General features: G+C 45.2%; 20 protein-coding genes. 17 read left to right on the plus strand and 3 right to left on the minus strand.

Going from position 1 to position 25,415, the window contains the following annotated elements; translation table 11 throughout:
• Positions 1-415: 415 nt before the first annotated feature.
• The 6 genes from ACX9NY_RS24065 (at position 416) to ACX9NY_RS24090 (ending at position 7,544) form a co-directional block, all read left to right on the plus strand.
• The gene (locus tag ACX9NY_RS24065) at positions 416-3,097 is read left to right on the plus strand and encodes an Ig-like domain-containing protein (protein ID WP_472475470.1); all 2,682 of its coding nucleotides are present in this window, start codon (positions 416-418) and stop codon (positions 3,095-3,097) included.
• A gap of 222 nt (positions 3,098-3,319) precedes the next feature.
• Positions 3,320-5,443, plus strand: a complete 2,124-nt coding sequence (locus ACX9NY_RS24070; RefSeq protein ID WP_472475472.1) for a 5'-nucleotidase C-terminal domain-containing protein — start codon at positions 3,320-3,322, stop codon at positions 5,441-5,443.
• 223 nt (positions 5,444-5,666) lie between these two features.
• Positions 5,667-5,798 carry a hypothetical protein gene (locus tag ACX9NY_RS24075; protein WP_339238836.1) on the plus strand — a complete coding sequence of 44 codons (132 nt, stop codon included), beginning with the start codon at positions 5,667-5,669 and terminating at the stop codon, positions 5,796-5,798.
• A 1-nt stretch (position 5,799) separates the two neighbouring features.
• Positions 5,800-6,345, plus strand: coding sequence for a 50S ribosomal protein L25 (locus tag ACX9NY_RS24080; RefSeq protein WP_472475474.1), 546 nt, complete (start codon positions 5,800-5,802; stop codon positions 6,343-6,345).
• A gap of 123 nt (positions 6,346-6,468) precedes the next feature.
• The gene (locus ACX9NY_RS24085) at positions 6,469-7,086 is read left to right on the plus strand and encodes a hypothetical protein (RefSeq protein ID WP_472475476.1); all 618 of its coding nucleotides are present in this window, start codon (positions 6,469-6,471) and stop codon (positions 7,084-7,086) included.
• Between the two features lie 125 nt (positions 7,087-7,211).
• Positions 7,212-7,544, plus strand: coding sequence for a hypothetical protein (locus ACX9NY_RS24090; protein ID WP_339238833.1), 333 nt, complete (start codon positions 7,212-7,214; stop codon positions 7,542-7,544).
• Between the two features lie 106 nt (positions 7,545-7,650).
• Here the strand turns inward: ACX9NY_RS24090 and ACX9NY_RS24095 are convergent, their stop codons facing one another.
• Entirely contained in the window at positions 7,651-8,373 is a 723-nt protein-coding gene (locus ACX9NY_RS24095; protein WP_472475479.1) for a YheC/YheD family protein, read from the minus strand.
• Between the two features lie 330 nt (positions 8,374-8,703).
• Between ACX9NY_RS24095 and ACX9NY_RS24100 the strand changes: the two genes are divergently transcribed.
• The 4 genes from ACX9NY_RS24100 (at position 8,704) to ACX9NY_RS24115 (ending at position 14,824) form a co-directional block, all read left to right on the plus strand.
• Entirely contained in the window at positions 8,704-9,798 is a 1,095-nt protein-coding gene (locus ACX9NY_RS24100) for a GtrA family protein (RefSeq protein ID WP_472475481.1), read from the plus strand.
• Entirely contained in the window at positions 9,798-12,089 is a 2,292-nt protein-coding gene (locus tag ACX9NY_RS24105) for a glycosyltransferase family 2 protein (RefSeq protein WP_472475483.1), read from the plus strand. Before ACX9NY_RS24100 ends, ACX9NY_RS24105 begins: the two co-directional genes overlap by 1 nt.
• A 10-nt stretch (positions 12,090-12,099) precedes the next feature.
• Positions 12,100-13,959 (plus strand): hypothetical protein, encoded by a 1,860-nt coding sequence (locus tag ACX9NY_RS24110; RefSeq protein ID WP_339258054.1) that lies wholly within the window; start codon positions 12,100-12,102, stop codon positions 13,957-13,959.
• Between the two features lie 100 nt (positions 13,960-14,059).
• The gene (locus ACX9NY_RS24115) at positions 14,060-14,824 is read left to right on the plus strand and encodes a leucine-rich repeat domain-containing protein (RefSeq protein WP_472475486.1); all 765 of its coding nucleotides are present in this window, start codon (positions 14,060-14,062) and stop codon (positions 14,822-14,824) included.
• Positions 14,825-14,998: 174 nt separating this feature from the next.
• Here ACX9NY_RS24115 and ACX9NY_RS24120 read toward each other — a convergent pair whose 3' ends face one another.
• Positions 14,999-16,090, minus strand: a complete 1,092-nt coding sequence (locus tag ACX9NY_RS24120; RefSeq protein WP_339261568.1) for a GntR family transcriptional regulator — start codon at positions 16,088-16,090, stop codon at positions 14,999-15,001.
• A gap of 439 nt (positions 16,091-16,529) precedes the next feature.
• On the opposite strand from ACX9NY_RS24120, the gene ACX9NY_RS24125 reads away from it, so the two are divergent.
• The 6 genes from ACX9NY_RS24125 (at position 16,530) to ACX9NY_RS24150 (ending at position 23,903) form a co-directional block, all read left to right on the plus strand.
• Positions 16,530-18,155: a xylulokinase gene (locus ACX9NY_RS24125; RefSeq protein ID WP_472475488.1), complete on the plus strand. Its 1,626-nt coding sequence runs from the start codon at positions 16,530-16,532 to the stop codon at positions 18,153-18,155.
• 175 nt (positions 18,156-18,330) lie between these two features.
• The gene (locus ACX9NY_RS24130) at positions 18,331-19,026 is read left to right on the plus strand and encodes an L-ribulose-5-phosphate 4-epimerase (protein ID WP_047840995.1); all 696 of its coding nucleotides are present in this window, start codon (positions 18,331-18,333) and stop codon (positions 19,024-19,026) included.
• Positions 19,027-19,341: 315 nt separating this feature from the next.
• Complete coding sequence (gene araA / locus ACX9NY_RS24135; protein WP_472475492.1) at positions 19,342-20,760, plus strand: L-arabinose isomerase; 1,419 nt, start codon at positions 19,342-19,344, stop codon at positions 20,758-20,760.
• Between the two features lie 164 nt (positions 20,761-20,924).
• On the plus strand, positions 20,925-21,806 hold the full coding sequence (locus ACX9NY_RS24140; protein ID WP_472475494.1) for an AAC(3) family N-acetyltransferase: 882 nt from the start codon (positions 20,925-20,927) through the stop codon (positions 21,804-21,806).
• A gap of 42 nt (positions 21,807-21,848) precedes the next feature.
• Positions 21,849-22,076, plus strand: coding sequence for a hypothetical protein (locus tag ACX9NY_RS24145; protein ID WP_472475497.1), 228 nt, complete (start codon positions 21,849-21,851; stop codon positions 22,074-22,076).
• Between the two features lie 132 nt (positions 22,077-22,208).
• Positions 22,209-23,903: a histidine kinase N-terminal 7TM domain-containing diguanylate cyclase gene (locus ACX9NY_RS24150; RefSeq protein ID WP_472475500.1), complete on the plus strand. Its 1,695-nt coding sequence runs from the start codon at positions 22,209-22,211 to the stop codon at positions 23,901-23,903.
• A 74-nt stretch (positions 23,904-23,977) separates the two neighbouring features.
• Here the strand turns inward: ACX9NY_RS24150 and ACX9NY_RS24155 are convergent, their stop codons facing one another.
• The gene (locus ACX9NY_RS24155; protein WP_339238826.1) at positions 23,978-24,325 is read right to left on the minus strand and encodes a helix-turn-helix domain-containing protein; all 348 of its coding nucleotides are present in this window, start codon (positions 24,323-24,325) and stop codon (positions 23,978-23,980) included.
• Between the two features lie 165 nt (positions 24,326-24,490).
• On the opposite strand from ACX9NY_RS24155, the gene ACX9NY_RS24160 reads away from it, so the two are divergent.
• Positions 24,491-25,294, plus strand: a complete 804-nt coding sequence (locus ACX9NY_RS24160) for a DNA-binding protein (protein WP_472475503.1) — start codon at positions 24,491-24,493, stop codon at positions 25,292-25,294.
• Positions 25,295-25,415 lie beyond the last annotated feature (121 nt).

A 25,415-nucleotide genomic window follows, 5' to 3' on the forward strand; every position in this document is an offset into this window, starting at 1 on the left:
TCAACACATCCCCCAATAATAATTAAAGGGAAATCAGATATACAGCGCTCTCCGGTTCACCTCCTTTAATAGACAAAATTAGTGGCTTGAATGCACTATATGTAAATGGATGTGTTGCCTGGAGTGGAGGGGTTGAGAGCTCAATGGAAACTTGTTATTCAGCTGACTATGTAGGTGATTGCTTCAAATATATTACTTTTTATTCCATTATAGCAACTAAAAAGATAAAATACATTATTTTCTATGAAAATCTATCTATTCAATAGAGGAAGACATCTGCTTGGGAAATGATATATTTTTATTTGTGGGTATAGGAATTCGAACGTATGTGTCGAATTGATTAGATTAAATTTGAAGTATTTAAGAGGGAATTGATTTTATTGAGTAGTCCAGAGAGCGTTAAGAGGAGGAGCATATGTATTTAAGGAAGAAGATTGGAATTATTGTTCTGGTGGTATCCCTAATGGCAGGATTGTTGTGTCTCAAAGCATCAGATAAGGTGTATGCTGCGGCTCCAACATCAACAATTTCGATGGAATATGCGCTGCTGGGAATTGGCAGCACCGCAAAGGTATTCTTTACGTTCTCAGAACCGGTACAAGGGTTGGACAATGGAGACTTAACGGTTCCGGAAAGCGGCACACTGACTGCACCGGTCTCTTCGGATGGAGGTTATACGTGGACGGCAACTCTCACACCTAAACCAGATATTACAGATGCGACCAACGTCATAACCCTGAACAACGAAGGTGTGATGAATCTAGACGGTATTGTAGGTGTGGGCACGTCCACTTCGAGTAATTATACTATTGATACATTAAGACCGACAGCAACCATTGTTGTAGCCGATACGGCTCTAACCGCTGGGAAGACATCACTGATCACCATCGCATTTTCCGAAACAGTGACCGGCTTTAACGTTGCCGACCTATTAGTAGAGAATGGTACGGTGAGAGGCCTTAGTTCCTCCGATGGAGGTATAACATGGACCGCGACATTAACGCCAGATATTGGTATCGCCGATGCGACCAACATTATCACGCTTGATAATACCGGTATTCGTGATATTGCGGGCAATACGGGTACGGGGACAACGCCTTCGAATAATTATGAGATCTATACCGCCCGGCCAACGGCAACGATTGTCGTAGCCGAGACAACGTTGAATATTGGCAAGATGTCTGATGTGACCTTCACCTTCTCTGAAGCAGTGACCGGTTTTACGCTAGCCGACCTTGTGGTGACGAATGGAACTATTACCAATCTGGCTACGAATGACAATATTACGTATACAGCAAAATTTACTCCTACCGCCGGCATCACTGCGGGAACGAACAAGATTACACTCCATAATACGGGTGTAGTGAATCAGGGCGGCATATCAGGTACAGGTACAACGGATTCCAATACCTTCGCCATTGATACGGTCAGACCGACAGCAACCATTAACGTCGCCGATATGATTCTGACTGCCGACAAGACATCAGAGGTCACCTTTACATTTTCGGAAGCAATTACAGGATTTACTAATGAGGACCTGACCGTTGCAAATGGTACGCTGAGTACTGTGCATACATCTGATGAGGGGATTACATGGACTGCGACATTGATACCAACTGTAGGAATTGATGATGGAACCAATGTCATCACGCTTGATAATTCGGGCATTAGCGATATGGCAGGCAACGCAGGCACAGGAACGACTACTTCGAATAATTACGCAGTCTATACCTCCCGACCAACGGCAACGATTGTTGTAGCTGATGGAACGCTGACTCTTGGCAAAACATCCTTGGTAACAATCACATTCTCTGAGGCAGTGTCAGGTTTTGATAACACAGATCTGACGATTGCAAGCGGTACACTGACTACTGTCCGTTCAACCGATGGGGGAGTGACGTGGACAGCAACGTTAACCCCGCATGCGAATGTGAACAAATCGGTCAATGTCATCACCCTTCAAAATACGGGAGTGTCCAATGGTGCAGGTAACGCAGGACAGGGAATAACGGAGTCGAATCCGTACTCTGTTTTTACTGTACAGCCAGCACAAACAACAAGTCCGAGCAGTCCTTCTTTACCAATCGCCCCGATAGACAATATAGTCAAATCAACAACAGGTAAAATAACCGTTCCGATTGGTAAGTCAGGGTTGGTTAGCCTGGGCAAAGAGATTGAAATCTCAATTCCAGCAGGGGCATCATCTCGTGAGCTGACTTTATCCATTGATAAAGTTTCCAATACGGAACCTTTGCTAACACATAAAGAAATTCTGGCCAGCCCGGTATTTGAACTTATGAAGAATTTTACGGAGAACTTCCTCATACCGATAAAACTGACGTTTACATTTGATTCAACAGGTCTTGAGCGTCATCATTCGGCAGCTGTTTTTTATTTTAATGAAGTGAACAAGACATGGGAGAAAGTAGATGGAGGTATTATTCAAGGGAATCAAATCACAGTCGAGGTCAATCACTTCACGAAGTATGCTGTCCTTGTTGTTGATCAAACTAGTGGAAAGCCCATCTTGAATACTCCAGTTGAACCGGCGACGGGATTGGACTTTAGCGACATCTCGGGACATTGGGCTGAAGCAAGAATTCAACAAGCGTTAAGCAGCGGTATAATCACCGGATATCCCGATGGAACGTTTAGTCCGGGGAAGAACGTTACACGTGCTGAGTTCTCAGTCATGCTGATGAACGCGTTGAATTCACAAAAAGCTGGGGCAGAACTGGTATTCTCAGATACAACGGAAATCGGATCTTGGGCCAAATGGGCAGTCTCGCAAGCAGTGCAGGAGGGCATTCTTAGCGGTTATCCCGACGACACGTTCCGGCCGAATGCCAATATCACACGTGTCGAGATGGCCATGATGGTTGCGAATGCGCTTAAGGTACCCACTACAGGCAATGCTGCAACATTTTTTTCAGATGATAAATCTATTCCTGTGTGGGCAAAAACCTCTGTGGCCGCGCTGAAGGAACTTGGCCTTGTCGAAGGAATGGGAAACAATAATTTCATACCTAAATCACCAACCACTAGAGCAGAGGCCGTTGTTCTATTAATGAACATGTTAGAGCATAAAGAATTATAGTTAACCGAGCAATATCTCGATCTCTATATTTTATGAGCCGTTATATGAAGGTAATAAGGGCACCCTGCGGGGTGCCTTTATGTTTAGCCAGTAGTAAACACACCTCTTCTCTATCATTCTCCCAAATATTTTTACAACCATTTGATATTTTCTATGACTTTTCTGAATTGAACTATGGTAAAATATCTCAGGATCGATAATTGGAGAGGGGTTATGTAATTCATGTCTTGGAAAAACGTTCTGGGCAAAAGCACAATTCGTATCGCTACTACTGCACTATTACTCACACAACTACTGGGGGCAGCAGGTTCAGTCTCTGCCGCAGGCAATGATGTAGAAGTACACTTGATTGGAATCAATGATTTTCATGGTCAGTTAGATACCACATCGATCGTTGGTGATAAAAAGGCAGGATCGGCTCCAATTCTAGCAACCTACCTGAAAGAAGCTCAAGCCAAATATGAAAACTCCCTACTCTTCCATAATGGAGATTCTGTTGGTGCATCGGCTCCGGTCTCATCTATGGATCGCGACGAGCCTACCATGGAATGGATGAATATGATGGGATTTGATGTAGGGTCTCTGGGGAATCATGAATTTGACCAAGGTGTTGCTGCTTTGAAGGCACAGATCTTTGGTGGCCTGGATCCAAAAGAAGGTAAGGTGACACATGCTGGTGCAAAATTTGATTACGTTAATGCAAACGTCATTGAAACCGCTACCGGAAAAACACTGATCAAGCCTTATGTAATCAAAGAAGTAGGCGGAGTCAAAATTGGATTCATCGGACTAGTGACCAAATCAACACCTGGCAAAGTATCCCCATCGGGTACAGCTGGTGTGCGTTTCTTAAGTCCGGAAGAAGAAGTTGAAGCCGTTAATAAATATGCAAAAGAATTGCAAGATCAAGGTGTAGAAACGATCATCGTGTTGGCACATGATCCAGCAACCACCAAAGAAGGCGTAACGACTGGAGAAGCAGCTGATCTGGCAAAAGCTTTACCAGCAGATTCCCCTGTTGACGTGATCGTTGCAGGTGACAATCATGCTTTGGCTAACGGTGAAGTGAACGGAAAGCTAATCGTTCAAGCGTATTCTTATGGTACGGCTTTTGAAGATATCAAGCTGATGATTGATCCTGCGACGGGAGATGTAACTGAAAAATCAGCTACGGTTACTACGACTCTCCAAGAGGGTGTAAAAGAAGACCCTGAAACATTGGCAATTATCAAGAAATCATTGGACAAGCATCCTGAACTGACGAAGCCAGTGGGTACAACAGATGGTTCTGTTTTGCGTACAGATGCCTACAATAATGAAGCGCCTCTAGGCAACCTGATTGCAGATGCGATGCGTGATGCTGACTTTGGGGATAAAGCAAGCGCTGCTGACTTTGCATTTATGAATCCAGGTGGGATTCGTGCCGATTTGCCAAAAGGTGATGTAACCTTTGCTGATCTTGCGAAAATTCAACCATTCGGTAATACATTAGTGAAACTGGAGCTGACTGGCGAACAGGTTAAAACCTTGTTGCAACAGCAATGGGGTACCAATGCTGACGGTACACCAAACACCAAGACACTACAAATCTCGGGTTTGAAATATGCTGCAGACTTCAACAAGCCTGTTGCAGAGCGCATTACGGGCCTTAGTCTGGAAGACGGCACAGCCATTGATCCTGCAAAAACATATACGGCTGTCGTTAACAACTTCATGGCTGCAGGCGGAGACAACTATAAAGTGCTGATGGATGCCAAATCATCCTTGGCAGGTCCGATCGATCTGGATGTATTCTACGATTACATTGTCAAAACATTTAAAGGCGGTAACATTGAAGCTAAGAATGAAGGACGTATCACTAACGTGGCTGCATCTACTGAGCCAACAGAAACACCTGCGACTACAGAAGTCATTTCTCGTGCTGAATTTGTAAGTGCGCTGGTGGATATGTTGAAATTAAATGAAGTAACTACAGCACCTGCATTCAAGGATGTAGCGGCTGATGCGACCTATGCAGATGCGATTGCTGAAGCTACGCATGCTAGATTCATCCAGGGCTATGGTGGAAACTTCTATCCTGATCGAGATATCACACGCGAGGAAGCTGCTACAATTCTTGCTAAATTGGTAAAAGGTCAAGCGACCGATAAAGAGACTGCCACGATTATTGCTAGTTTCGAAGATGGTAAGTCCGTGTCTACCTATGCAATGAAACCTATGGTAAAACTGATTAATAAAGGTATTCTTGGTGGAACAGATCAAAAATCACTTCAACCAAAACAAGGCCTTACTACTAATGATGCCAAAGCATTAATTGAGAAAACAGTTGCAGCTAAAGCTTCATAATGTAGAACTTATTTAAACCTTATAATCGAAGGGGTTCTTCCTGGTAAAGGAAGAGTCCCTTTTCCTTTTTCCCTATGGCGTCTGGATGAGGTAGACGATACTCTATCATATACTTCAGGTTGATCGACAAAAAAGTGTTTCTATGATAGGGTTGAGGCATCCCAAAGGCATTCTACTCTTCCGAGTAGAGTGCCTTCATGTATATCATGGGAGCTTACATTAAATGTATTTTAAAATCAAATGGATGGTATTTGGAGGTGGTGATGCTATGTTTCTTTCTTTAGCCCCAACAGGGGATGGTTGGATGTGTATGAAAAATGTAAAAATATCATTTATTAAAGAGGAGCGAACATAGCATGACTACTACTTTTCAAGCGGAAAACCGCATTCCATTAAATTCTTCCCGACTTAGGGATCTACGTAAATCCGGGCGTTTGCCAGGCATTGTTTTTGGCAGAAATACGGAGAATGAGATGGTTCATATTCCAACAATAGATTTTCAAAAATGGTTGAAGCAAGGGGCAACTGGTTTTATTGAGTTGCAGTTTGAAGGTAAAGACTCAGTGACCGTATTATTGGAAGACCTCCAACGTGACTCGGTTACACGAGATTTGATTCATGTGGATTTTCAACAGGTGCAGACCCATGAGATCATGCGCACTAAAATTCCTGTCAAGTTCAACGGCACACCGATTGGCACAAAACAGGGCGGAGTCGTACAAGTTCAATTAGCTTCTATTGAAGTGGAGGCATTGCCGAGACACTTGCCAACGTCGATTGAATTTGACATTAGCACGATGGAGCTCGGAGAAACACTACATGTCAGTGATGCAACGTTTGCACCAGATGTGACGGTGATCTCTGAGGGTAATGAGTCTCTTCTCTCTGTAGTTAAACCTTAACAATTCCAAATTCGCAGAGCCGAACAACTCGAAATTAGCCGTACGGATAATAATCTGTACGGCTAATTTGTGCATCACTATAATGGAAATAAGATACATATATAGGACGGTGAGCGAAAAGAAATGGACAAATTAAAGAATGGTGGATTCTATAAACTGAAGTTTTTCATCACTCCTGAAGAGTTGAAAGGTCTATTACAGATTTTCGAGCAGAGACAGGTGCAATTCCGTCATACCAATGCTGCCCGGACAGAGCATGATTATAGTCAGGTGTATGAGGCGTATCAGACGTTCTATCAGTATTATGTGGCAGGAGAACAGAGAAATGATGTTCGTCCCTTCTTTATATATTCCATTTCTGTTGCGTCCAATCAGGAAAGTTCAGGATTTTTTGTGAGAAATGAAGGTGTTTCTTTCCCATATCACGCTCAATGGGCAGAGGATGAACTGCCGTACATCATGCTTTCATTTCCGAAAGGCGTTCAGGTTAATTTGGAAGACGAAAAAGGAAAATACTATATATATGAGGATATCCGGGATCATATGCCGCTGACCTATGCGTTTTTCGATGAGATTAGAGACTCTATCCAAAAAATAACAAAGCCGCTTCGCTTCTCGGCACAGGACACAGATGCGATGAAGGAACAGAAGCCCTCTGTGCGTATAAGCCATGATGCAATGCAAGAATTGAGCCAATCCTGGATTTTTAATAAATATGGACTTGTGATTCATGGCAAATAGTCAAGCGAAAATTCCCCTCTTAACCATCGGACAAACACACTTTTTCAACCTTGTCCACTTCTATCCCTGACCAAATCTCAATCTATTGCATTTACTAAACTATCAAATTAAAGGAGGTTTTGAGAATGGGAAATAGAAGAGTACGGAGTTATCCCCTGGTTCGAATATACAATTCCACATCATTTAATGCTTCAGGAAAAGTAGAGTATGCATCTCTCTTTTGCAGCGATGACAACTATGTTGTACAGCGTGATGAGACTTGGCAGGCTTCTTCACGTGGGGTGTGCTTGGTGACAAGAATTACGGCAACGGTTAGAACACCGAGTGGCAACATCGAAGCTGAACCATATACGTCCTCGGGCACGTCTTACAGCCAGTTTGCCATCATACAGGTAGGACCAAACCGTTTCCAGGTTACACGTGTAGTAAGTACACCGAGACGAGGTTGCCGGAAATAAGATTCAGGATATGAACGTAATCTGAGCAGTAGCTCCCATTCAACCCAAAGCAACGACTCGCCCAGTCTACTAAGGGCGAGTCGTTTCCTTATCATGAAGTGGCAAATCAATGCTTCTGATACCATAATATGCGGCGATACATGGAGGAATCTTTCAAGCGCCGAAAAGGGCGCAAGTCGGGTTGATAATTCCCTTCAATAATCCAAATCCGAGCTTTCTGATCGATTCCAATGTCAAAGCCGACTTGTCTAAGATCAGGGTTGTGTTCTGCCAATTGTTTGGCAGCGAGGAGTGCAGTTCGTTCTGCCTGGACCAGTAAAGTCCGGCCTCCGACACCTGCAAGTTGCAGTGCCTTAAGCGCAGGCAAGGTACGGCTGGTCACATTCGTGACTAGATATCCTCGCGATGCGACCTTGGCATAAGCGCCAGTTACTTTCCACTTCGAGGGCGCTTCCCTTTTGCGTTGAACCATGATCCGAAGATCAAACGGTTTGTTGCGAATTCGGGCCAATTGCAGGCGTTGCTGGACAATGTAGGTGCGATCTTTATAGGATTTGTCGAGCCATTCGAGCAGCTGATCTGTATTCAACAGGGTAATGGTATGATTCTCATTCTGAATTCGATAGGTATTAGAACGCTGACGTTTAATGAACACGATATCCCTTCCATAGCTTCCATTGCAAGGTTTCAGAACCAAGCTTGGGTAGTGTTGCAGCATATGTGTTAACGATTGCTTCTCAAGAAGCTGTGTCTCGGGTAACCGCTCGGCAAGTAAGGGCACACTGTGGAGTGTGCGATACTGCAGCCATTTGTCTCGTTGAAATAACATCGAAATCACTGCCTTTTTAAGGGTCTATACTTATTCTAATGTATATAAATCATCCATATAAGCTGTCATTCGTCTAAATTGGAGCGGAAAGTTAGTACATACTTTACAACTTTCATGAAGATTCAACGTAAAACCAGGATCACTTTTCTCAACCATGTAAGCTACGCTATGATCTAGTATTTTTTGACTATGTTCGCATACATAAAGGTATAAAACTTTTTTACCAGTAGATTGCAAACTTGTTCGTTTACTGTCCAACCTTACGATGGTATACTCACAATATTCAATCCAGATTTTTGAGAAAATATGTCGAATTGAGGCTTAATTAGGATGATTACAACTGAACAAAAGGACGGAACAATCATCCTTATTCCATCACTGGAACCAGATGAGAGACTTCTATCCTATGTCCGTCAATTGAGAGACTACGGGTTTATCAATATTGTCATTGTAGACGACGGATCTGGTAAGACATATCAGCCCATCTTCGAGGAGCTTGGAGAGAACGGATGCGCGCTGTTGAGACATGCGGAGAATCAGGGAAAAGGTGCTGCACTCAAGACAGGCTTCCGTTATATTGCACAGCAATATGGAACGGCTTCTTGTGTCATTACTGCCGATTCGGATGGACAGCATGCAGCGGAGGATGTATATCGTCTTGCCCAGGAAGCCAAGCTTTATCCCGACTCGCTGGTTCTCGGAGTCAGGAATTTCAGTGAAGGGAACATACCGCCGAAGTCTCTGTTGGGCAATCGGATGACCTCCTTTATCTTTGCTATGTTATATGGAAAAAAGTTATCAGATACCCAGACCGGCCTTCGTGCCTTCGGTCCAGGGCTACTTGCATTTATGCAGGATGTTCGCGGGACTCGATTCGAATATGAACTGCAGATGCTTATTTCTTGTATTCAATCGGGCATTCCGATTCATACCATGCCGATTCAAGTCATTTATGAGAATGGCAATGCAGGAACACATTTTAAAGCAGTTCAGGATAGTGCCCGAGTCATGGGTGTATTGTTTTCGAATTTCTTCCGCTTTATCTCTTCCTCTGTAGCTAGTTCTGTTGTTGATTTGGGCATTGCCTGGTTTTTGATCGACGCGTTGCGGCCTATGTTGGGTGAGCAACATTATCTAAGAATTTTACTCGCAACCGTGATTGCCAGAATTATTTCCATTGTCGTCAACTATGCACTGAACAGACACTTTGTATTCCGCAAGGAGAATAGCCAGGGAAGTCTATTGCGTTATCTGACGTTATGCGGAGTGGTGATCGTGCTGTCCAGTACCGGCGTATATCTATTCCATACCGTTCTCTTCGTAGATGAGAAATTGGCGAAATTCGTCTGTGATGCCTTGCTGTTCCTGCTCAGTTTCCAATTGCAGCGAAGATGGGTATTTGCAGCAAGGAGGAAGCAGTTGTAGTGCAAAACGAAAAAAGGCAGAATATCTTTTTTATCATCACGATGATTCTAATGTCGATTTATTTGGTATGGCGTACGTTCTTTACGTTGCCATGGGGTGAAGGTGTGCTGAACGTCATCTTCGGTATGCTATTGATTGTGGCTGAAACGGTAACCGTACTGACAACTTTTGAATTATTCTTTCAGAAGATGCAAAAAGAACGTACACAGCTCGACTTTCCAATCGTGCCGCCGGAATATTATCCGGATGTGGATGTATTTATCGCTACGCATAATGAGCCTGTTGATTTGTTGTATAAAACGGTTAATGCCTGCACGTTCATGGATTATCCGGACAAGCAGAAGGTTCATATCTATCTCTGTGATGACGGAGCAAGACCCGAGGTAGAGGAACTTGCCAGACAATTTGGTGTGGGATATCTGGGGTTCCCCGGTAACAAGGATGCCAAGTCTGGTAATCTGAACAATGCACTGAGCAAAAGCTCTTCTCCACTCATTGCAACGTTTGATGCAGATATGATTCCACAGCATACCTTTTTGATGAAAACGGTCCCCTATTTTATGCTCTCCACTTTTATTAAGGAGAACGGGGAATGGCGTCTTCGCCGTGAGGATGAAATGGACCCTACATTCAAGCTTGGTCTGGTACAGACCCCGCAGAGCTTCTACAATCCGGATCTGTTCCAGTTTAACCTGTATGCAGAGCAAGGCATCCCGAATGAACAGGACTTCTTCTCCAGAGAAGTAAACATCCTGCGTAATGCCTCCAATGCGGTAGCCTATACAGGAAGTAATACGATCATTTCCCGGCAGGGCATGGAAGACATCGGAGGTTTTCCACTTAATACGATCACCGAAGACTTTGAGACAAGCATCCGCTTGCAGCAGGAAGGTTATATTACCTATGCAACTCAAGAGGTACAAGCTGCCGGGCAGACGACAACCACAGTCAAGAGCATGATTAAGCAGCGGATTCGCTGGGCAAGGGGTATCATTCAGAGCCTGCAGAATACGCGTGCACCTATATCGGGGAAGCTTCCCTTTTGGACGAGAGTAACCTACTTGAGTAGTTTCTTATACTGGTGGTCCTTCTTTAACCGCTTGATTTTCATTTTGGCGCCTATTTTGTTTGCGTTATTTGACTTCCAGATTGTGAATACTACCTTCTGGCAAATCTTAATTTTCTGGCTCCCATCCTACTTCTTCTATAGTGTATCCATGCGATATCTGTCCAGCAATATTCGGAATCAGCGATGGAGCCAGGTTATCGATACGATATTTATGCCTTATCTGATCTGGCCTGTTCTCCTGGAAACGGTGGGCATCCGCGAGAAAAAATTCAAGGTTACCAACAAAAGCAGAGCGAACGGTCGACAATGGATGTCTTCTCTGTTATATGCACTTCCGCATATCTTCCTGCTGTTGCTCTCCATTGCAGCCGTGATTCGGTATGTCAACGGCAAGTATGGGATCGCGCTGTTCTTCAGCAGTATTATTATTTTCTGGCTGGTTCATAACATGATCGCGCTATGTTACGCCCTGTTCTTCATGATTGGCCGTCGTGCGTATCGGGAGACAGAACGGATTCGGGCGCAGGAAGATGTCGTGATCCACGATCAAGCCAACAATCTGCGGTATCAAGCCAAAACGGTGGATGTATCTGAACAAGGGATTGCCTTCTATGTCCCTTATCCCATTTATTTGGCTGAGCAGAAGGTCATCTCTCTGGTCGTCAAAACCGAGCGATATGAGGCCAACCTTGATGCAGTCATCGTTTATGTGAAACAGGATGGCGAGGGCTGGCGTTATTCGGCAACGGTTCAGCCAGTCGATGAGCATGATAACCGCCAATATATGCAGATCATCTATGACCGTAAACACTCGTTGCCAGAGCAGATGAACATGTGGGATACGGCTTATGACGATATGTTACGTAATGTGAAAAAACGAATTGTTCAACCCAGATCGGATCAGCGAAAAATGCCGCGGCTTTCCCTTCAGCTTCCAGTTCATTTCACCAATGGTGCCAGCTGTACACTGCGAAGCTTCAATTATCGCTTCTTTTCCGCGACGGGTTTCCATGGGGATATTGCTTCGGGAGCGGTGGTTACTTTTTATACGAAGAGTAATATTGAAGTCATTCTGCAACATACGGGAAAAACGACAGCCCGTGAGCGCGAAGTGCTTCTCTCGGTGGAGAATATCGATGATATTGTAGAAAAGGGCCTGATCGACCAATTGCTGACTGATTTGATTCAGCCACATTCCGATCGTTCCACCAGAGAGGGTTAGGAGAGATACAATGCTCATTGTGCTTCATTTTGTGATGGGAGTTTTATTGATAATCTCCTTTGTTGGTTATATGCAGTTTGTTCGGAAGACACTTGCACTACGGTGGGAGTTTATCCCTGTATTTGTGTTTTCCTCGATTGCCTGCATCGTATATTTCGCTGGCTTGGCAGGTCAGCTCTTTATAGGAAGTATCATTGTGTTGATACTAGGCTTGGTGTTTGTTAGAGGTACGCTGGTTCGAGCTGTCCGACAAGGGACCAAAACCAAACCGAATGTATTGTTCTCGTTATTTCAGTTTTCTTTTCTAGGCGGAACGTTCATCTTTTTGCTGATTCTGTTCCAAAATGAATTGACACACTACGATAACTTTTCGCACTGGGCCATTGTGGTGAAGCAGATGCTGAGTACGAATGCCTTTCCGACACCAGACTCTAGCCTGATTGATTTTAAAAACTATCCGCTGGGGACTTCGTCATTTATTTATTACGTCTGTCGCTTCATGGGGCATTCCCAGTCCGTGATGCTTTTGGCACAGGGTCTGCTGATCTTTTCCTGTTTTTATGCCATGTTCGGCATCGTTTCGGAGAAGAAACGCTTTCTCCTGTACGCGTTTCTCGGACTCGGGTTATCTACGCTTTCTTTTTTCAACCTTACGATTCGGATTACCAATTTACTCGTGGATTTCTTGCTTCCGATTTACGCGCTCGCGATCCTGGCGGTGATATACCAATATCGGAATGAGATCATAAAGGCATGTATTGTTGTTCTTCCGCTTGCCGGATTGCTGACCATTATCAAAAGCACAGGGATTATTTTCGCCGCAATCGGCCTAATCTTCCTGGTGTATACGTGGTTGAGAAATGGGCAGCGCTCGAACTGGAAAGTCGGACTGACTGTGCTGGGTACCCTTGGTGGTTCATTACTTCCGTATTTCGGCTGGAGCTGGCGAATGGCGACGGTATTCCAAGGGATTGATAACAAGTTCGAGGGAACAGCGGCGGTGATCAAAGCGGGCAAGACGGGAGAACAGAAATGGGAGATTCTGACGCTCTTCCTGAAATCAAGCATGGATATCACGTCCAGGCCTGTGCTCGGCATTGTACTTTTCCAGATTGTAGCGATCGGTGCTTCGATATTTGCCGTTGTTGTACTCAAGAAGAAGTGGAACTTATGGAAAGCATTAATTGCATTGGACGTTGTAGTGTTACTGTATTATGCAGGTATTCTGGCGTTATATCTCTTCTCCATGCCTCTCGACGAGGCCATTGTTCTGGCAGGCTTTGAGCGCTATGCATCGAGTATCGTGGTGCTGTTCGCCGGTGGGCTGGTGTTGTGCGCTGCGATCGACCTGGAGCGTTCATTCCACTATCGGATCGGTGAAGTGCCTGATTATCAATCCTTTAAGACGGTCAAGACGAAGGGTCATTATCAAAAAGGCATTATCGGCTGTATGGCGGTTGCAGCCACCATTCTTTTGTCGGAATACAATGGTATCTTGTCTATCGCCAAAAATTATGATACAACGCTCCCTTACAAGGTTCATGCGGTTACCGGTGATCGGTGGTACCCAGGCGGGCAGGAGGATGAGAATAGATATCTTTTCTACGCCTCAGACAGGAACCAGCAGGTCACGAACTATTACATGCAATATGTAGGAAAGTATTTCTTGTATGCTCCACATGTGGACGGGATCGTGTTGTTCTATGAGGACAATATGGACAACCTTCTGAGCGGCTACGATTATCTGGTGGTCGTCGAGACGGATCTCAACGCCAAGTATTTGTTGAAAAAGCACTATGGCATCGACATGCAGGAGGGTATTTACAAAATAACCCGTTCCGGGGATCAGATCGTTCTTACACGTACTTGAGATCCTAGGTGTTGTAATCCTGCCCGTGATAAAGGCAGTATCCATTCATTTCATTCCAGATAACGGTGTATTGCCAGTATAAAATGTAGGGAGACTCTATATGCGTAATTCATTCATCAGAAATTTGATCGTGATATGTTTGGTGTTAGTTCTATTACCAACAACGAGTGTATTGGCTGCGTCGTCGCTTATTAAGGACCCGGTCCTGGCCAAAGTTATTCGAGCAGATTTGAAGCTGCCCGCTAAGAAGGAAATAAAGGCTGGCGATTTGAAGAAATTAAAATCCATATATGCTATGGAAACGAAAAGCAAGATTTCTAATTTGCAAGGTCTTGAACATGCCGTTAATATGACAGATCTATTCTTGCCTGGCCAAAATATAAAAAATATCAAACCTCTCAACAAGTTAAAGAAATTAACGTTCTTAGCGGTTGAGGGCAATCAGATTACAGATATCTCGCCACTATCAGGTCTGACCAATCTGCAAAATCTGGTTATGGACGATAACAAAATCAAAAGTCTAGCTCCATTAAAAAATATGCGTAAGCTGACCAGTCTACTCGCCAGTGGTAATCAGGTGACTGATCTGAGTCCTCTTCAGAAATTAAAGTTGGAATGGGTCATTATGAATGATAATAAAATTCAGGATCTGACACCTTTAAAAAATCATCCGACCTTGGAGTATCTATATGTAGAAGATAACCTCATTAAGGATATTGCAGTGCTCGAAACCATCCCACATCTGACAGAGGTGTATCTGGCGAACAATCCGTTAAATGATCGTGCTGAGCAGGTAGTAGAGAAACTGGAGAAGAAAGGCGTCGTTGTAAGTTTGGTAAGCGAAGATGCGGATCAGGCGCAGTAAGTGGTGTCTGTTTCGGCTAAAGCAGATTAAATTATTTATATCGGAAAAGGTTAATCCCTCATTATATGGAACAAAAACAAAGAAGGCCACAGATCATTCTGACGGCCTTCTTTCGGTATGTTGGATAGGAACGCTCGGTAACAACTTTCTCGCTTTTCCGTTTGCCCACCAATATTACTCCACTTCGATCTCCTTCACCGTCTCCCCCTCAACCAGCACCGGCTGATAGTAGGTGTTCGTTGGCAGATCCTTTTTGCCTTGCAGATTCTTGATTACCCAGTCGGCAGCATCACGGCCCATCTGCTCTTGCGGATGAGTTAGTGTGGTGAGCCGGATGTTGGCGTTCTTGGCGATATATGAATTGTCCTGTCCAATGATGGATAACTCATCCGGGATCGAGATACCTAGTTGCCTACAGGCGTGCACGACTTCAAGTCCTACTTCATCGTTGTAACAGACGATTGCGGTCAGCGAATCCCTGTTTTCGTCCAGATACGCTGCCACATTAGAGGATAACTCCGGTTTCGATGCGGTATCAAAGGAAAGCACTTGATCAGGATGGAACCGTAACTTGGCTTCACCAAGTGCCTTGATATACCCCTTCATCCTATACTTACCTTGCAAATCATCCATTTTCGCAATAATGCCGATCTGGGTATGGCCTTTGGCGATCAATTCACGTGTGGCGAGATAACTGGATTGCACGTCATCTAGACAGAAGAAAGGGACCTCCAGCTCTTCATAAAAGGCATTAATCATCGTAAACGGTACATCCTGCTCCTTGAATGACAGGTAGTATGCAATATTGGGATTATACAGATTACTTTTGGTCGGTTCGACGATCAGGCCATCCACACCGTAGGAGAGCATCATTTCGAGTGCTTTTTTCTCCTGTGACACATCATTATTGGTGCTGGCGAGCAGTAGCGAGTAGTTGTCCTCATTCAGACGACTCTCAATACCGCGGATAATGGAAGGAAAGATGTAATCCGAGATGTATGTTGTGATTACGCCAATGGTTTTCTTTGACGTATTGCCGCCTGATCGTGATCGATACTGATTACTAACGTAAGTTCCTGAACCCTTTTCGCTTCGTAAAAATCCTTCGTTTGATAACTCCAAAATGGCCTTCCGCACCGTCTGGCGACTTACATTGTAGCTTTCCTGTAATGCCAGCTCGGTTGGAATCTGTTCGCCTATGCTATATGCCCCCGAGAGGATATGACTCTTTATATCATCAATGATGACCTGGTATTTTGGCTTCACGTAGTCCACTTCTTTCATCGTTACTCATCTATATCAACCTTGTTATTCAAATAGTTGTACGTACATATTTTAGCATGATTCAGTTTGAATGCATATAAAACAGCATATTTTTCGAAATGAACCGTACATATCCGGCCTTTTTGCAAAGAGGTGTACCTTACAGCATAACCATTTTATAGCCGTATAAGACCTTTGAATGGTCAGTTAGAGTACAATATGTGTCCTTTGTAAGTATAACTATTATATATTATTGACAAATGTACGTACAAAAAATATACTAAGGCTGTCAGAAAAGGAAAGCGCATTCTTTGAAAACACAGATTTTTGAACAACCTCTTATACAAAATTCATGAGTAGTTACTGCATAAGTAGAAGCTTCACCTTATATATGCATCCTTAGGGATGTGAAATCACAACCGGAGAGGGGATACACGTGATTATGAGTCAATTGGACTTGAAAGAAGCCATTACTAATGGCGCTACTTCGCTCGGAATTGAATTTGGATCCACGCGGATTAAGGCGGTGTTGATTGACGAGCGTTTTGAGACCATCGCGTCAGGCAGTTATGAATGGGAGAACCTTCTGAAAGACGGATATTGGACGTACAACCAGGAAGATATCATCACAGGTCTGCAGACGGCTTATCGTGAGATGAAGCAAGATGTGGAACAGAAATATGGAATTACGCTGCGAACGGTCGGTTCGATCGGGTTCTCGGCCATGATGCACGGATATGTGGCATTGGATAGCGCGGGCGAACTGCTGGTACCTTTCCGCACCTGGCGTAACGCAACGACGGGAGCAGCTGCTAGGGAGCTGACGGAACTTCTGCAATTCAATATTCCTGAACGCTGGAGCATTGCCCACTTGTACCAAGCCATCTTAAACGAAGAGGTACACGTACCTCAGATCGATCATCTGACTACTTTGGCTGGGTACATCCATTGGTTGCTGACAGGCAATAAGGCGATTGGCATCGGCGATGCTTCAGGCATTTTCCCAATTGACGAGGCTACACATAATTACCACCCATCCATGATCCAACAGTTCGATGAACGGATCGCAGGCAAAGGTTATCCGTGGAAGGTCGAGGACCTGCTTCCGAAGGTATATCTCGCTGGTGAGAATGCAGGTGCATTGACAGAAGCGGGAGCCAAGTTGCTTGACCCTTCGCAAGATCTGCAAGCAGGCATTCTGCTCTGCCCGCCAGAGGGCGATGCCGGAACGGGTATGGTGGCAACGAATAGCGTGAAGAAACGCACGGGGAACATCTCGGTCGGCACCTCGGTATTTGCCATGATCGTACTGGAGAAGGAACTATCCAAAGTGTATCCGGAGATCGATATGGTCACCACGCCGGATGGCAGTCCAGTAGGGATGGTACATGCCAACAACTGTTCCAGTGATATCAACGCCTGGGTGGGACTGTTCCGTGAGTTTTCTCAAGCGATGGGATACGAAGTGGATAACGGCAAGTTGTTCAGCGTGTTGTTTAACAAAGCCTTGGAGGCAGACCCAGATGGTGGTGGCTTGCTCAGCTACGGTTACTACTCCGGTGAGAACATTACGGGACTTGAGAAAGGCCGTCCATTATTCGTCCGCTCGCCGGAAAGCAACTTCAATCTGGCGAACTTCATGCGGACACATCTGTTCAGTGCATTCGGTGCACTCAAGCTAGGTATGGACATTTTGACAGAGGAAGAGAATGTAGCCATTGATAGTATTTTGGCTCACGGTGGTCTGTTCAAGACCCCTGTCGTCGGACAACGGATTGTAGCTGCTGCGATGAACGTACCGGTCTCGGTAATGTCTACCGCTGGTGAAGGCGGCGCATGGGGCATGGCACTTCTGGCTTCGTACATGATTAACAAGGATCAAGAGGAGAGCCTGGATGTGTTCCTGGAGCAGAAGGTCTTCAACGATGTTGAGGGAGTCGAAGTGGCGCCAGATGCATCGGATGTGAAAGGGTTTGAAGCATTTATCGAACGCTACCGGAGTGGGCTCGCGATTGAGCAATCAGCTGTAGATCATCTGGTAGAGGTTGTTCAAAAAGACCGCTTTTGATTACGAAGGATGCCTAGTGGCATCATCAACGTCGAATATGGAATTCAGCCGAAATGTCCGTTGCTCACGTAGCTCAATCTACGCTCCGCTACTCCATTTCTAGCTTCATCCCATCTTCTCGGTACTGAAAACCGACTTTTTGAACACGAACTATTAGAGAACGGGAGGGAATAACATGTTAGAACAACTGAAAGAAGAGGTATTCCAGGCGAATCTGGAACTGCCCAAGCATGGACTTGTAAAATTCACTTGGGGTAACGTTAGCGCAATCGATCGGGAAAGCGGTCTGTTCGTCATTAAACCAAGTGGCGTTAGCTACGATGTGATGAAAGCAAGCGACATGGTTGTGGTTGATCTGGACGGTAACGTGGTGGAGGGTGAGATGAGACCTTCCTCGGACACTGCAACACATGCCGTACTATATAAGCATTACTCGGAGATTGGTGGCATTGTGCATACACACTCCACGTGGGCGACCATCTGGGCGCAAGCCGGACTTGATGTTCCTGTAATGGGAACCACACATGCGGACACGTTCTATGGAGCGGTGCCTTGCGCACGTTTCCTGAACCAGGACGAGGTGGATCGCGGATACGAAGCGGAGACAGGACGTGTCATTATTGAAACGTTCGAACAACGTGGAATTGATGTGATGGCGGTCCCGGCAGTGTTGCTCCATGGTCACGCACCGTTTACGTGGGGGAAAGATGCCAAGTCAGCGGTGGTGAACAGCGTTGTACTGGAGGAAGTGTGCAAAATGAATCTGTACGCGCGGCAGTTGAACAACTTCGCGAAGGAACTACCACAAGGCATTTTGGATAAACACTATCTACGCAAACACGGCAAAGACGCGTATTACGGACAGAAGTAATCTGATTATGTATCGATCGGATGACACTAATCCAATCGAATAGGTCTTGTGCTACTACTGCCAACGAAGTTGTATGAAACTTTACACGATAACGGAGAGTGCAGAACCAATCTGAAGAAGCGAAGCTAAAAGCTTTCTGCAAGAAAGCTACTTCGGAAGGATATACTTCGCCTTTATAACCGGAATATCATCATTATTAAAATTGATCAAAGAAATCCGGGGATAACCAGCGATCGGAAGATGGTACTGCAATCGGAGTGGCAAAGTGTAAACCCATATTGTTCAACTATAAAAAAATGAAATGAGGATGATTATATGTCAGCAGCAAAAGAATTCTGGTTTGTGGTCGGTTCACAGCACTTGTACGGAGAAGAAGCACTGGGCGAAGTAAAGGCCAACGCACAGAAAATCACGGATGCCCTTAATGCCAGCGGCGTACTGCCGTACCCGCTTGTATTGCAGGATCTGGCGGTAACCGCAGATAAAATCACGAGCATCATGAAAGAAGTCAACTATCGCGACGAAGTAGCAGGTGTCATCACATGGATGCATACCTTCTCCCCGGCGAAAATGTGGATTCGTGGTACAAAATTGCTGCAAAAACCTTTGCTGCACTTGGCAACCCAATTCAACGAAAGCATTCCGTGGGCAACCATCGATATGGATTTCATGAACTTGAACCAAGCGGCACATGGTGACCGCGAATATGGCTTCATTAATGCTCGTTTGAAAAAACAAAATAAAATCGTTGTTGGCTACTGGGAGCGCCCGGAAGTGCAGCAACAGGTTGCAGACTGGATGGACGTAGCGGTTGCCTTTAACGAAGGCTTCAACCTCAAAGTCGCTCGCTTCGGAGATAACATGCGCAACGTTGGCGTGACCGAAGGCGATAAAGTGGAAGCACAGATCCAATTCGGATGGACGGTTGATTACTTCGGCATTGGCGACCTCGTGCAATACGTGAACGCCGTAACGGAGCAGGAAATCGATGATCTGATTGCTCAGTATAAAGACCTCTACGAATTCGATTATGGTACGAACAGCAAGGAAGCTTGGGAAGCCAGTGTACGTGTGCAAGCAAGCTATGAGATTGCGATCAAACGTTTCCTGGACGATGGTGGGTATAGTGCCTTCACGACAAACTTTGAAGATCTGCATGGCATGAAACAACTTCCAGGTCTGGCTGTGCAACGCCTGATGGCGCAAGGGTACGGATTTGCCGGTGAGGGTGACTGGAAAACAGCTGCACTGGATCGTTTGCTGAAAATCATGGCCCATAACGAGAACACGGGCTTCATGGAAGATTACACCTACGAGATGGCTGCTGGACAGGAAGCAATCCTGCAATCCCACATGCTTGAAGTAGACCCGACACTGGCTAGCACGAAACCAAGAATCATCGTGTCCCCACTGGGCATTGGCGATCGCGAAGATCCGGCGCGTCTTGTATTCGATGGCAAAGCAGGCGAAGGTGTAGTGGTATCCATGGCAGACTTCGGTACCCACTACAAACTGTTGATCAATGAAGTGTCTGCGTTCGAGCCTACTGTGGAAGCACCTAATCTGCCGGTAGCGCGTGTATTGTGGAGCGTGAAGCCGAACTTCCAGGATGGCGTTAGAGCATGGATCGAAAATGGTGGCGGTCACCATACGGTCGTATCCTTGAACCTGACGACAGATCAGATCGTGACGTATGCGAAGCTGGTGAATCTGGAGTACGTTATTATTAAGTAAAAGTGGATTGGCAGCTACTGCCTGAACTTATACAAATCTTTCTCTGTGGCCGGGGGTTAACCCTCGGCCCTTTGTTTGTTATGCTGAGAAGCATGATGTAAAACTGAGCATGGGTTTACTTTTCCATCGAAAAGGATAAGAAATGAAGGAGGTAAGAAAAGGATATGTACACAAAAGAAAGCTTGATGCAGCAACTAGAGCAGCTTGGTTTGGATCGCCAAGGTACATTGCTTATGCACTCTTCAATGAAGAGTTTGGGCGAGGTTGAAGGTGGAGCAGATACGGTGTTGGATGCCGTTAGCGATTACATGGAAGACGGATTGTTGGTGCTTCCCACTCATACGTGGTCTACCATTAATGCGGATAACCCAATGTTCCACGTGGAAAATTCTGTATGCTGCGTAGGCATTCTGCCTGAGCTTTTCCGTAAACGTCCGGGCGTGGTTCGTTCGTGGCATCCTACGCACTCGGTAGCGGCACTCGGAAGAGATGCAGAGGTGTTTACGAAGGATGATCATCTCTTCGATACACCGTGTGCGAGAGGTTCAGCATGGGGGAAACTGCTGGATCGGAAAGCGACAATCTTGTTAGTGGGCGTTGACTTGAAGCGGAATACATTTATCCATGGGGTCGAAGAGTGGGTGGACATCCCTGGCAGAATGACGGACGAGCATGAGATGCTTTATACGGTTTTACCGGATGGAAGCCAGATTTCAGTACCGTCCCGCAGACATAATGGGTTGCCATGGTCGGAGCATTTCTGGAAAGTAGACGATGTGCTGGTTCGCGAAGGCGCGATGCGTAAAGGACAACTTGGGGATGCCGTTGTTAGAGTGTGCGATGCGGTTAAGACGTCAGAGGTAATTACGGAGTTGCTGAAGGAAAATCCAGACTTATTCTCAGACAATGAACCCTTTTATTCCCCTAAATATGAAGCTGATCTGGTCGGAATGAGTCATGAAGCATATCTCAGAAACGAGGCACGTTATAAGCAACAATTGGAGCTGTTGATCGCTGAGAAGCAGATCGTTGAAGGCGAACGTTGACTTGATCATGAACAAGCCATAGCCAAGATACGGGAAGAGTAGATGTTCCTGATCAGAAGGTTAAGTACTACTGCCGGAGAGATGAACTCCGCGAAAGATATGGGTCATTTGAATCAAACCAATTGCTGGCTGGCCGCTCGTTTGGATATGGGCGGTTTTTTTTTGTGGAACAGTCAGATTCCTTCACAAAAACGCAAAATAGATCAGGATTTCGATCAGAGGTTGGTCAGACTTCCAGTGTATGGGCTACTCACCCTTATGGCGGTGTGATAAGATATGGTTAAATTAACCAATGTTTGACGTAGCGGTATTGTATAGGTGTTTATTGAAGTTTTATATAGGTATCACATAGAATTATGAGCAATCACGTTGTCATTGTAGCATCTAAGAAGGAGAAGATTCGTGAACCCATTAGTATGGTATGATCTCTTTTTATTCGTCCTATTGTTCGGTGTAGGTGTATATGTGTTTGCTACGGTTAGAATTACGAACTTACATAAGGTGTACTTTTTGTTTCACGGGTTGATGATGCTCTGGCCTTTCTGTCAATTTGCCAGTACGCTCACGGATGATTCCGGCTTACAGTTGTTCTATGTTACGTTGTCTTTCGTTGCAGTCTCTCTGCTTGGGAGCGGGTGGCTTCTACTGACGATCTTTATTACCGGTTACGCGGAACGTTTGAGTGCAAAAGGAACCTTTATGCTATTTGTCCCTGCGGTAATCGGTGCTATAGGTGTGGTCGCCAACCCATGGAACGAATTCGTCATTCCATTGGAGGGTGGGTACATCGAGCGGGCTTACGGCCCTTGGTTCTGGGTAGTGATGGTTATTCTGGTGAGCTATTTCTTGACGTCTCTCGTCGTTCTGTTCCGGGCGGTGTATTCATCGCAGACGTCTGCCATGATCAAAAAACAGGTGCGGATCACCCTATGGGGCATCTTGGTCTTGGCTGTGTTTGCAACGATTGATGCGATCCTGAATGTGGTTCTAGCCCGCTGGTTGCCCATCATTCCTGGCATGACTTCGCTGGGGATCTTTCTGTCAGACCTGTTCTTCGTCTATGTGATCAAAAGATACAATGTGTTCGATCTGGTCTCCATCGCGCATGAGGACGTGATCAATACGATTCCATATGGCATCCTGGTACTGGATGAGAATGAAGTCATAGTTGAAGCGAACAAGGCCTCGCGATCCTTTATGGATCTGCATGTGGGGGATTCTTTTGATATGGAGGTATTTCTGGAGTCTGTTCAAGTTGTGGGCAGCTGTCGGGAGTTCGTGAATCATTATAAGAAAAAAGAAAATACCCTCTCTCATATTGAAGTGATCGTGGAGCGGGGTAACAACATTCGGCACTATATTCTGCAATCGTCTCCGATTGTGGATTCGGCGCTTGTGCCGATCGGTCATATTCTTACGTTCCAGGATGTCTCGCAGGAGCGTTTCTATGTGAAAGAGATGAATCGTCAGAACGAGACGCTTCAGGAGCGTAATCAGGCGCTGGACCTGATCCGTCAGGAGTTATCCGAGGCCAATCGCAAACTGGAGGAACTCGCGCTGACGGACAGTTTAACCAACTGTTACAACCGTCGTTATCTGACGCAACACCTGAATCATGAGGTCATTACCAATATTCAATACAAAACACCATTTTCACTCCTGCTGCTCGATATCGACTATTTCAAAGCGATCAATGATCGCTTTGGACATGTCATCGGTGATGAAGTGCTCGTCCACACGGCAGAGGCGGTCAAACAATCCATTCGCAGCACCGATATCCTGACGCGTTATGGCGGGGAAGAGTTCATGATCTACCTTCCACACACGGAGCATGACTTGGCGAACCAAATCGCGGAGCGTGTGAGATTAGCTGTAGAGTCCAACCACATTACGGTGGATCACGAGATTACGCAGGTGTCTATTACGATTAGTATTGGAATTCTGTCTTTTGAGGACTTTGAAGTGGAGCATGTACCGGATAATCCGGAGGGGTATTTGACTCAGCTATTCGCTGCGGTGGATAAGGCACTGTATCAGGCGAAGCAGAATGGGCGGAACAGAGTGGAGTTTGCGGAGTTTGAGCGGGAAGTTATTTGAAAAGAGAGATAAGAGAAGAGTGGGACGTACTCCACTCTTTTTGGTGTTAGCGTATGATTTTGATGTAGAGATATTTATTCGGAATTTTTATGTGATTTGTCGATAGCATTTAAAACTTCTTTGCTAATTTTGGTCAATGATATGATTGTATCTGTACTTTTGCCGCTTATTAAAGTTATATGTTCATCCAAGGCTCTTTTGTACTCAGAGTCTTCTTTGAATTTAAAGATTTCTTCAGCAGTGACCTGCAATCCATTCATTATTTTCTCAAGAGTCTCCAAAGAAATGTTACGATCTCCCCGTTCAACTCCACCAATATAGCTGTAATGAAGACCTGCTGCTTCAGCTAGTTGTTCCTGAGTCCAGCCTTTTGCCTTCCTTAACTCACGTATTCGATTTCCTACGTCCTCTGGTAAACTCATTTGATCACCTCCACTTAAGGTTAGAAGAGGTTATGGAATCCTTACAGACTAATAAATGAAAAGGGAATCATTAAATAAAAGTACTTATAAGTACAATTTAGATTGATCTTTTTTTGATTTATCTATACAATTATAAAAAAGTGGATAATTAAGGAGGGCTTCTCTTTGCGAACTTCTATCCTAAAATCACTCAAACCGGACATTATTGTTGAAATGTTGGACATGGCTGTGGCTTTTGAAAATTGGAACAAGGTGATGGAGAGGGGGGACATGTTATATCAATGTGTTCAGTCGATTCATGAAGAGCGGCAGGAGTATCAGTCAAAGGGAGTGCCTGCACCACATATACACATCGAGCGGCCCTTGGTTTACTATTACGGGTTCAGTCACCTAATGCGGGGTGTGGCTCACCAGAAGATGGGACAGGTAGATCAGGCGCGGGCATGTATTGATCTATATGCAGAACTAGGGTGGAGGGAGGATCTGGATGAGGTAGGTATGCAGGTGGTGCAGGAGTTCAGGCATAAGGCACAGATGAATCGGTATGCTCTTGAGATTGAAGCCGGGCAGGTGCAACTGCTGGAGGAGTTTGTGAACTTTTTGCTTGAGCATCCGGAGGAATGGTTGGTGGGTCTGAAAGTGATTATGGAAGCAGCAGTGCGGCATAGATGGCAGATTGATCGGGATTTACATATGTTTGAGGATCAGATACAGGGTATTGGCAAAGAATTGGATTCTTCAAACAACGATGATATGTACCATTACTGTTATCAGCGGGCTCTGTATGAACAGTGGATGGGAAGACCGCAGGAGGCTGTGGAGTTCATTTTGCAGGCGATTCGGTTAGCGGATAAGCTTGGGATGGATCGGTATTTTATAAGGTGCACGGCATTGTTGGAATCATTGCGGGAAGAGGCGACAGCGGAGCAGATTGGGCGGTATCGGGTGATCTTGGAGGGGATGAAGTAGGAAAGGTATTTACTGAAACTGGTAGGATATGCCTTGAAGTGGGTATATGCATATAGGACCATAGCACCGATGAGGAGCACAGTTTGTGTTTTTACCATGGTGAAATCAGGATGTTAGCCGG

This window comes from Paenibacillus sp. CB74, from assembly GCF_055687625.1.

What these genes read in the sequence shown, in the direction of transcription:
- ACX9NY_RS24065 (WP_472475470.1), top strand. Translation starts at nt 416, where the DNA reads ATGTATTTAAGGAAGAAGATTGGAATTATTGTTCTGGTGGTATCCCTA.
- ACX9NY_RS24070 (WP_472475472.1), top strand. Translation starts at nt 3,320, where the DNA reads ATGTCTTGGAAAAACGTTCTGGGCAAAAGCACAATTCGTATCGCTACT.
- ACX9NY_RS24075 (WP_339238836.1), top strand. Translation starts at nt 5,667, where the DNA reads ATGTATTTTAAAATCAAATGGATGGTATTTGGAGGTGGTGATGCTATG.
- ACX9NY_RS24080 (WP_472475474.1), top strand. Translation starts at nt 5,800, where the DNA reads ATGACTACTACTTTTCAAGCGGAAAACCGCATTCCATTAAATTCTTCC.
- ACX9NY_RS24085 (WP_472475476.1), top strand. Translation starts at nt 6,469, where the DNA reads ATGGACAAATTAAAGAATGGTGGATTCTATAAACTGAAGTTTTTCATC.
- ACX9NY_RS24090 (WP_339238833.1), top strand. Translation starts at nt 7,212, where the DNA reads ATGGGAAATAGAAGAGTACGGAGTTATCCCCTGGTTCGAATATACAAT.
- ACX9NY_RS24095 (WP_472475479.1), bottom strand. Translation starts at nt 8,373, where the DNA reads ATGTTATTTCAACGAGACAAATGGCTGCAGTATCGCACACTCCACAGT.
- ACX9NY_RS24100 (WP_472475481.1), top strand. Translation starts at nt 8,704, where the DNA reads ATGATTACAACTGAACAAAAGGACGGAACAATCATCCTTATTCCATCA.
- ACX9NY_RS24110 (WP_339258054.1), top strand. Translation starts at nt 12,100, where the DNA reads ATGCTCATTGTGCTTCATTTTGTGATGGGAGTTTTATTGATAATCTCC.
- ACX9NY_RS24115 (WP_472475486.1), top strand. Translation starts at nt 14,060, where the DNA reads ATGCGTAATTCATTCATCAGAAATTTGATCGTGATATGTTTGGTGTTA.
- ACX9NY_RS24125 (WP_472475488.1), top strand. Translation starts at nt 16,530, where the DNA reads ATGAGTCAATTGGACTTGAAAGAAGCCATTACTAATGGCGCTACTTCG.
- ACX9NY_RS24130 (WP_047840995.1), top strand. Translation starts at nt 18,331, where the DNA reads ATGTTAGAACAACTGAAAGAAGAGGTATTCCAGGCGAATCTGGAACTG.
- araA (WP_472475492.1), top strand. Translation starts at nt 19,342, where the DNA reads ATGTCAGCAGCAAAAGAATTCTGGTTTGTGGTCGGTTCACAGCACTTG.
- ACX9NY_RS24140 (WP_472475494.1), top strand. Translation starts at nt 20,925, where the DNA reads ATGTACACAAAAGAAAGCTTGATGCAGCAACTAGAGCAGCTTGGTTTG.
- ACX9NY_RS24145 (WP_472475497.1), top strand. Translation starts at nt 21,849, where the DNA reads ATGTTCCTGATCAGAAGGTTAAGTACTACTGCCGGAGAGATGAACTCC.
- ACX9NY_RS24155 (WP_339238826.1), bottom strand. Translation starts at nt 24,325, where the DNA reads ATGAGTTTACCAGAGGACGTAGGAAATCGAATACGTGAGTTAAGGAAG.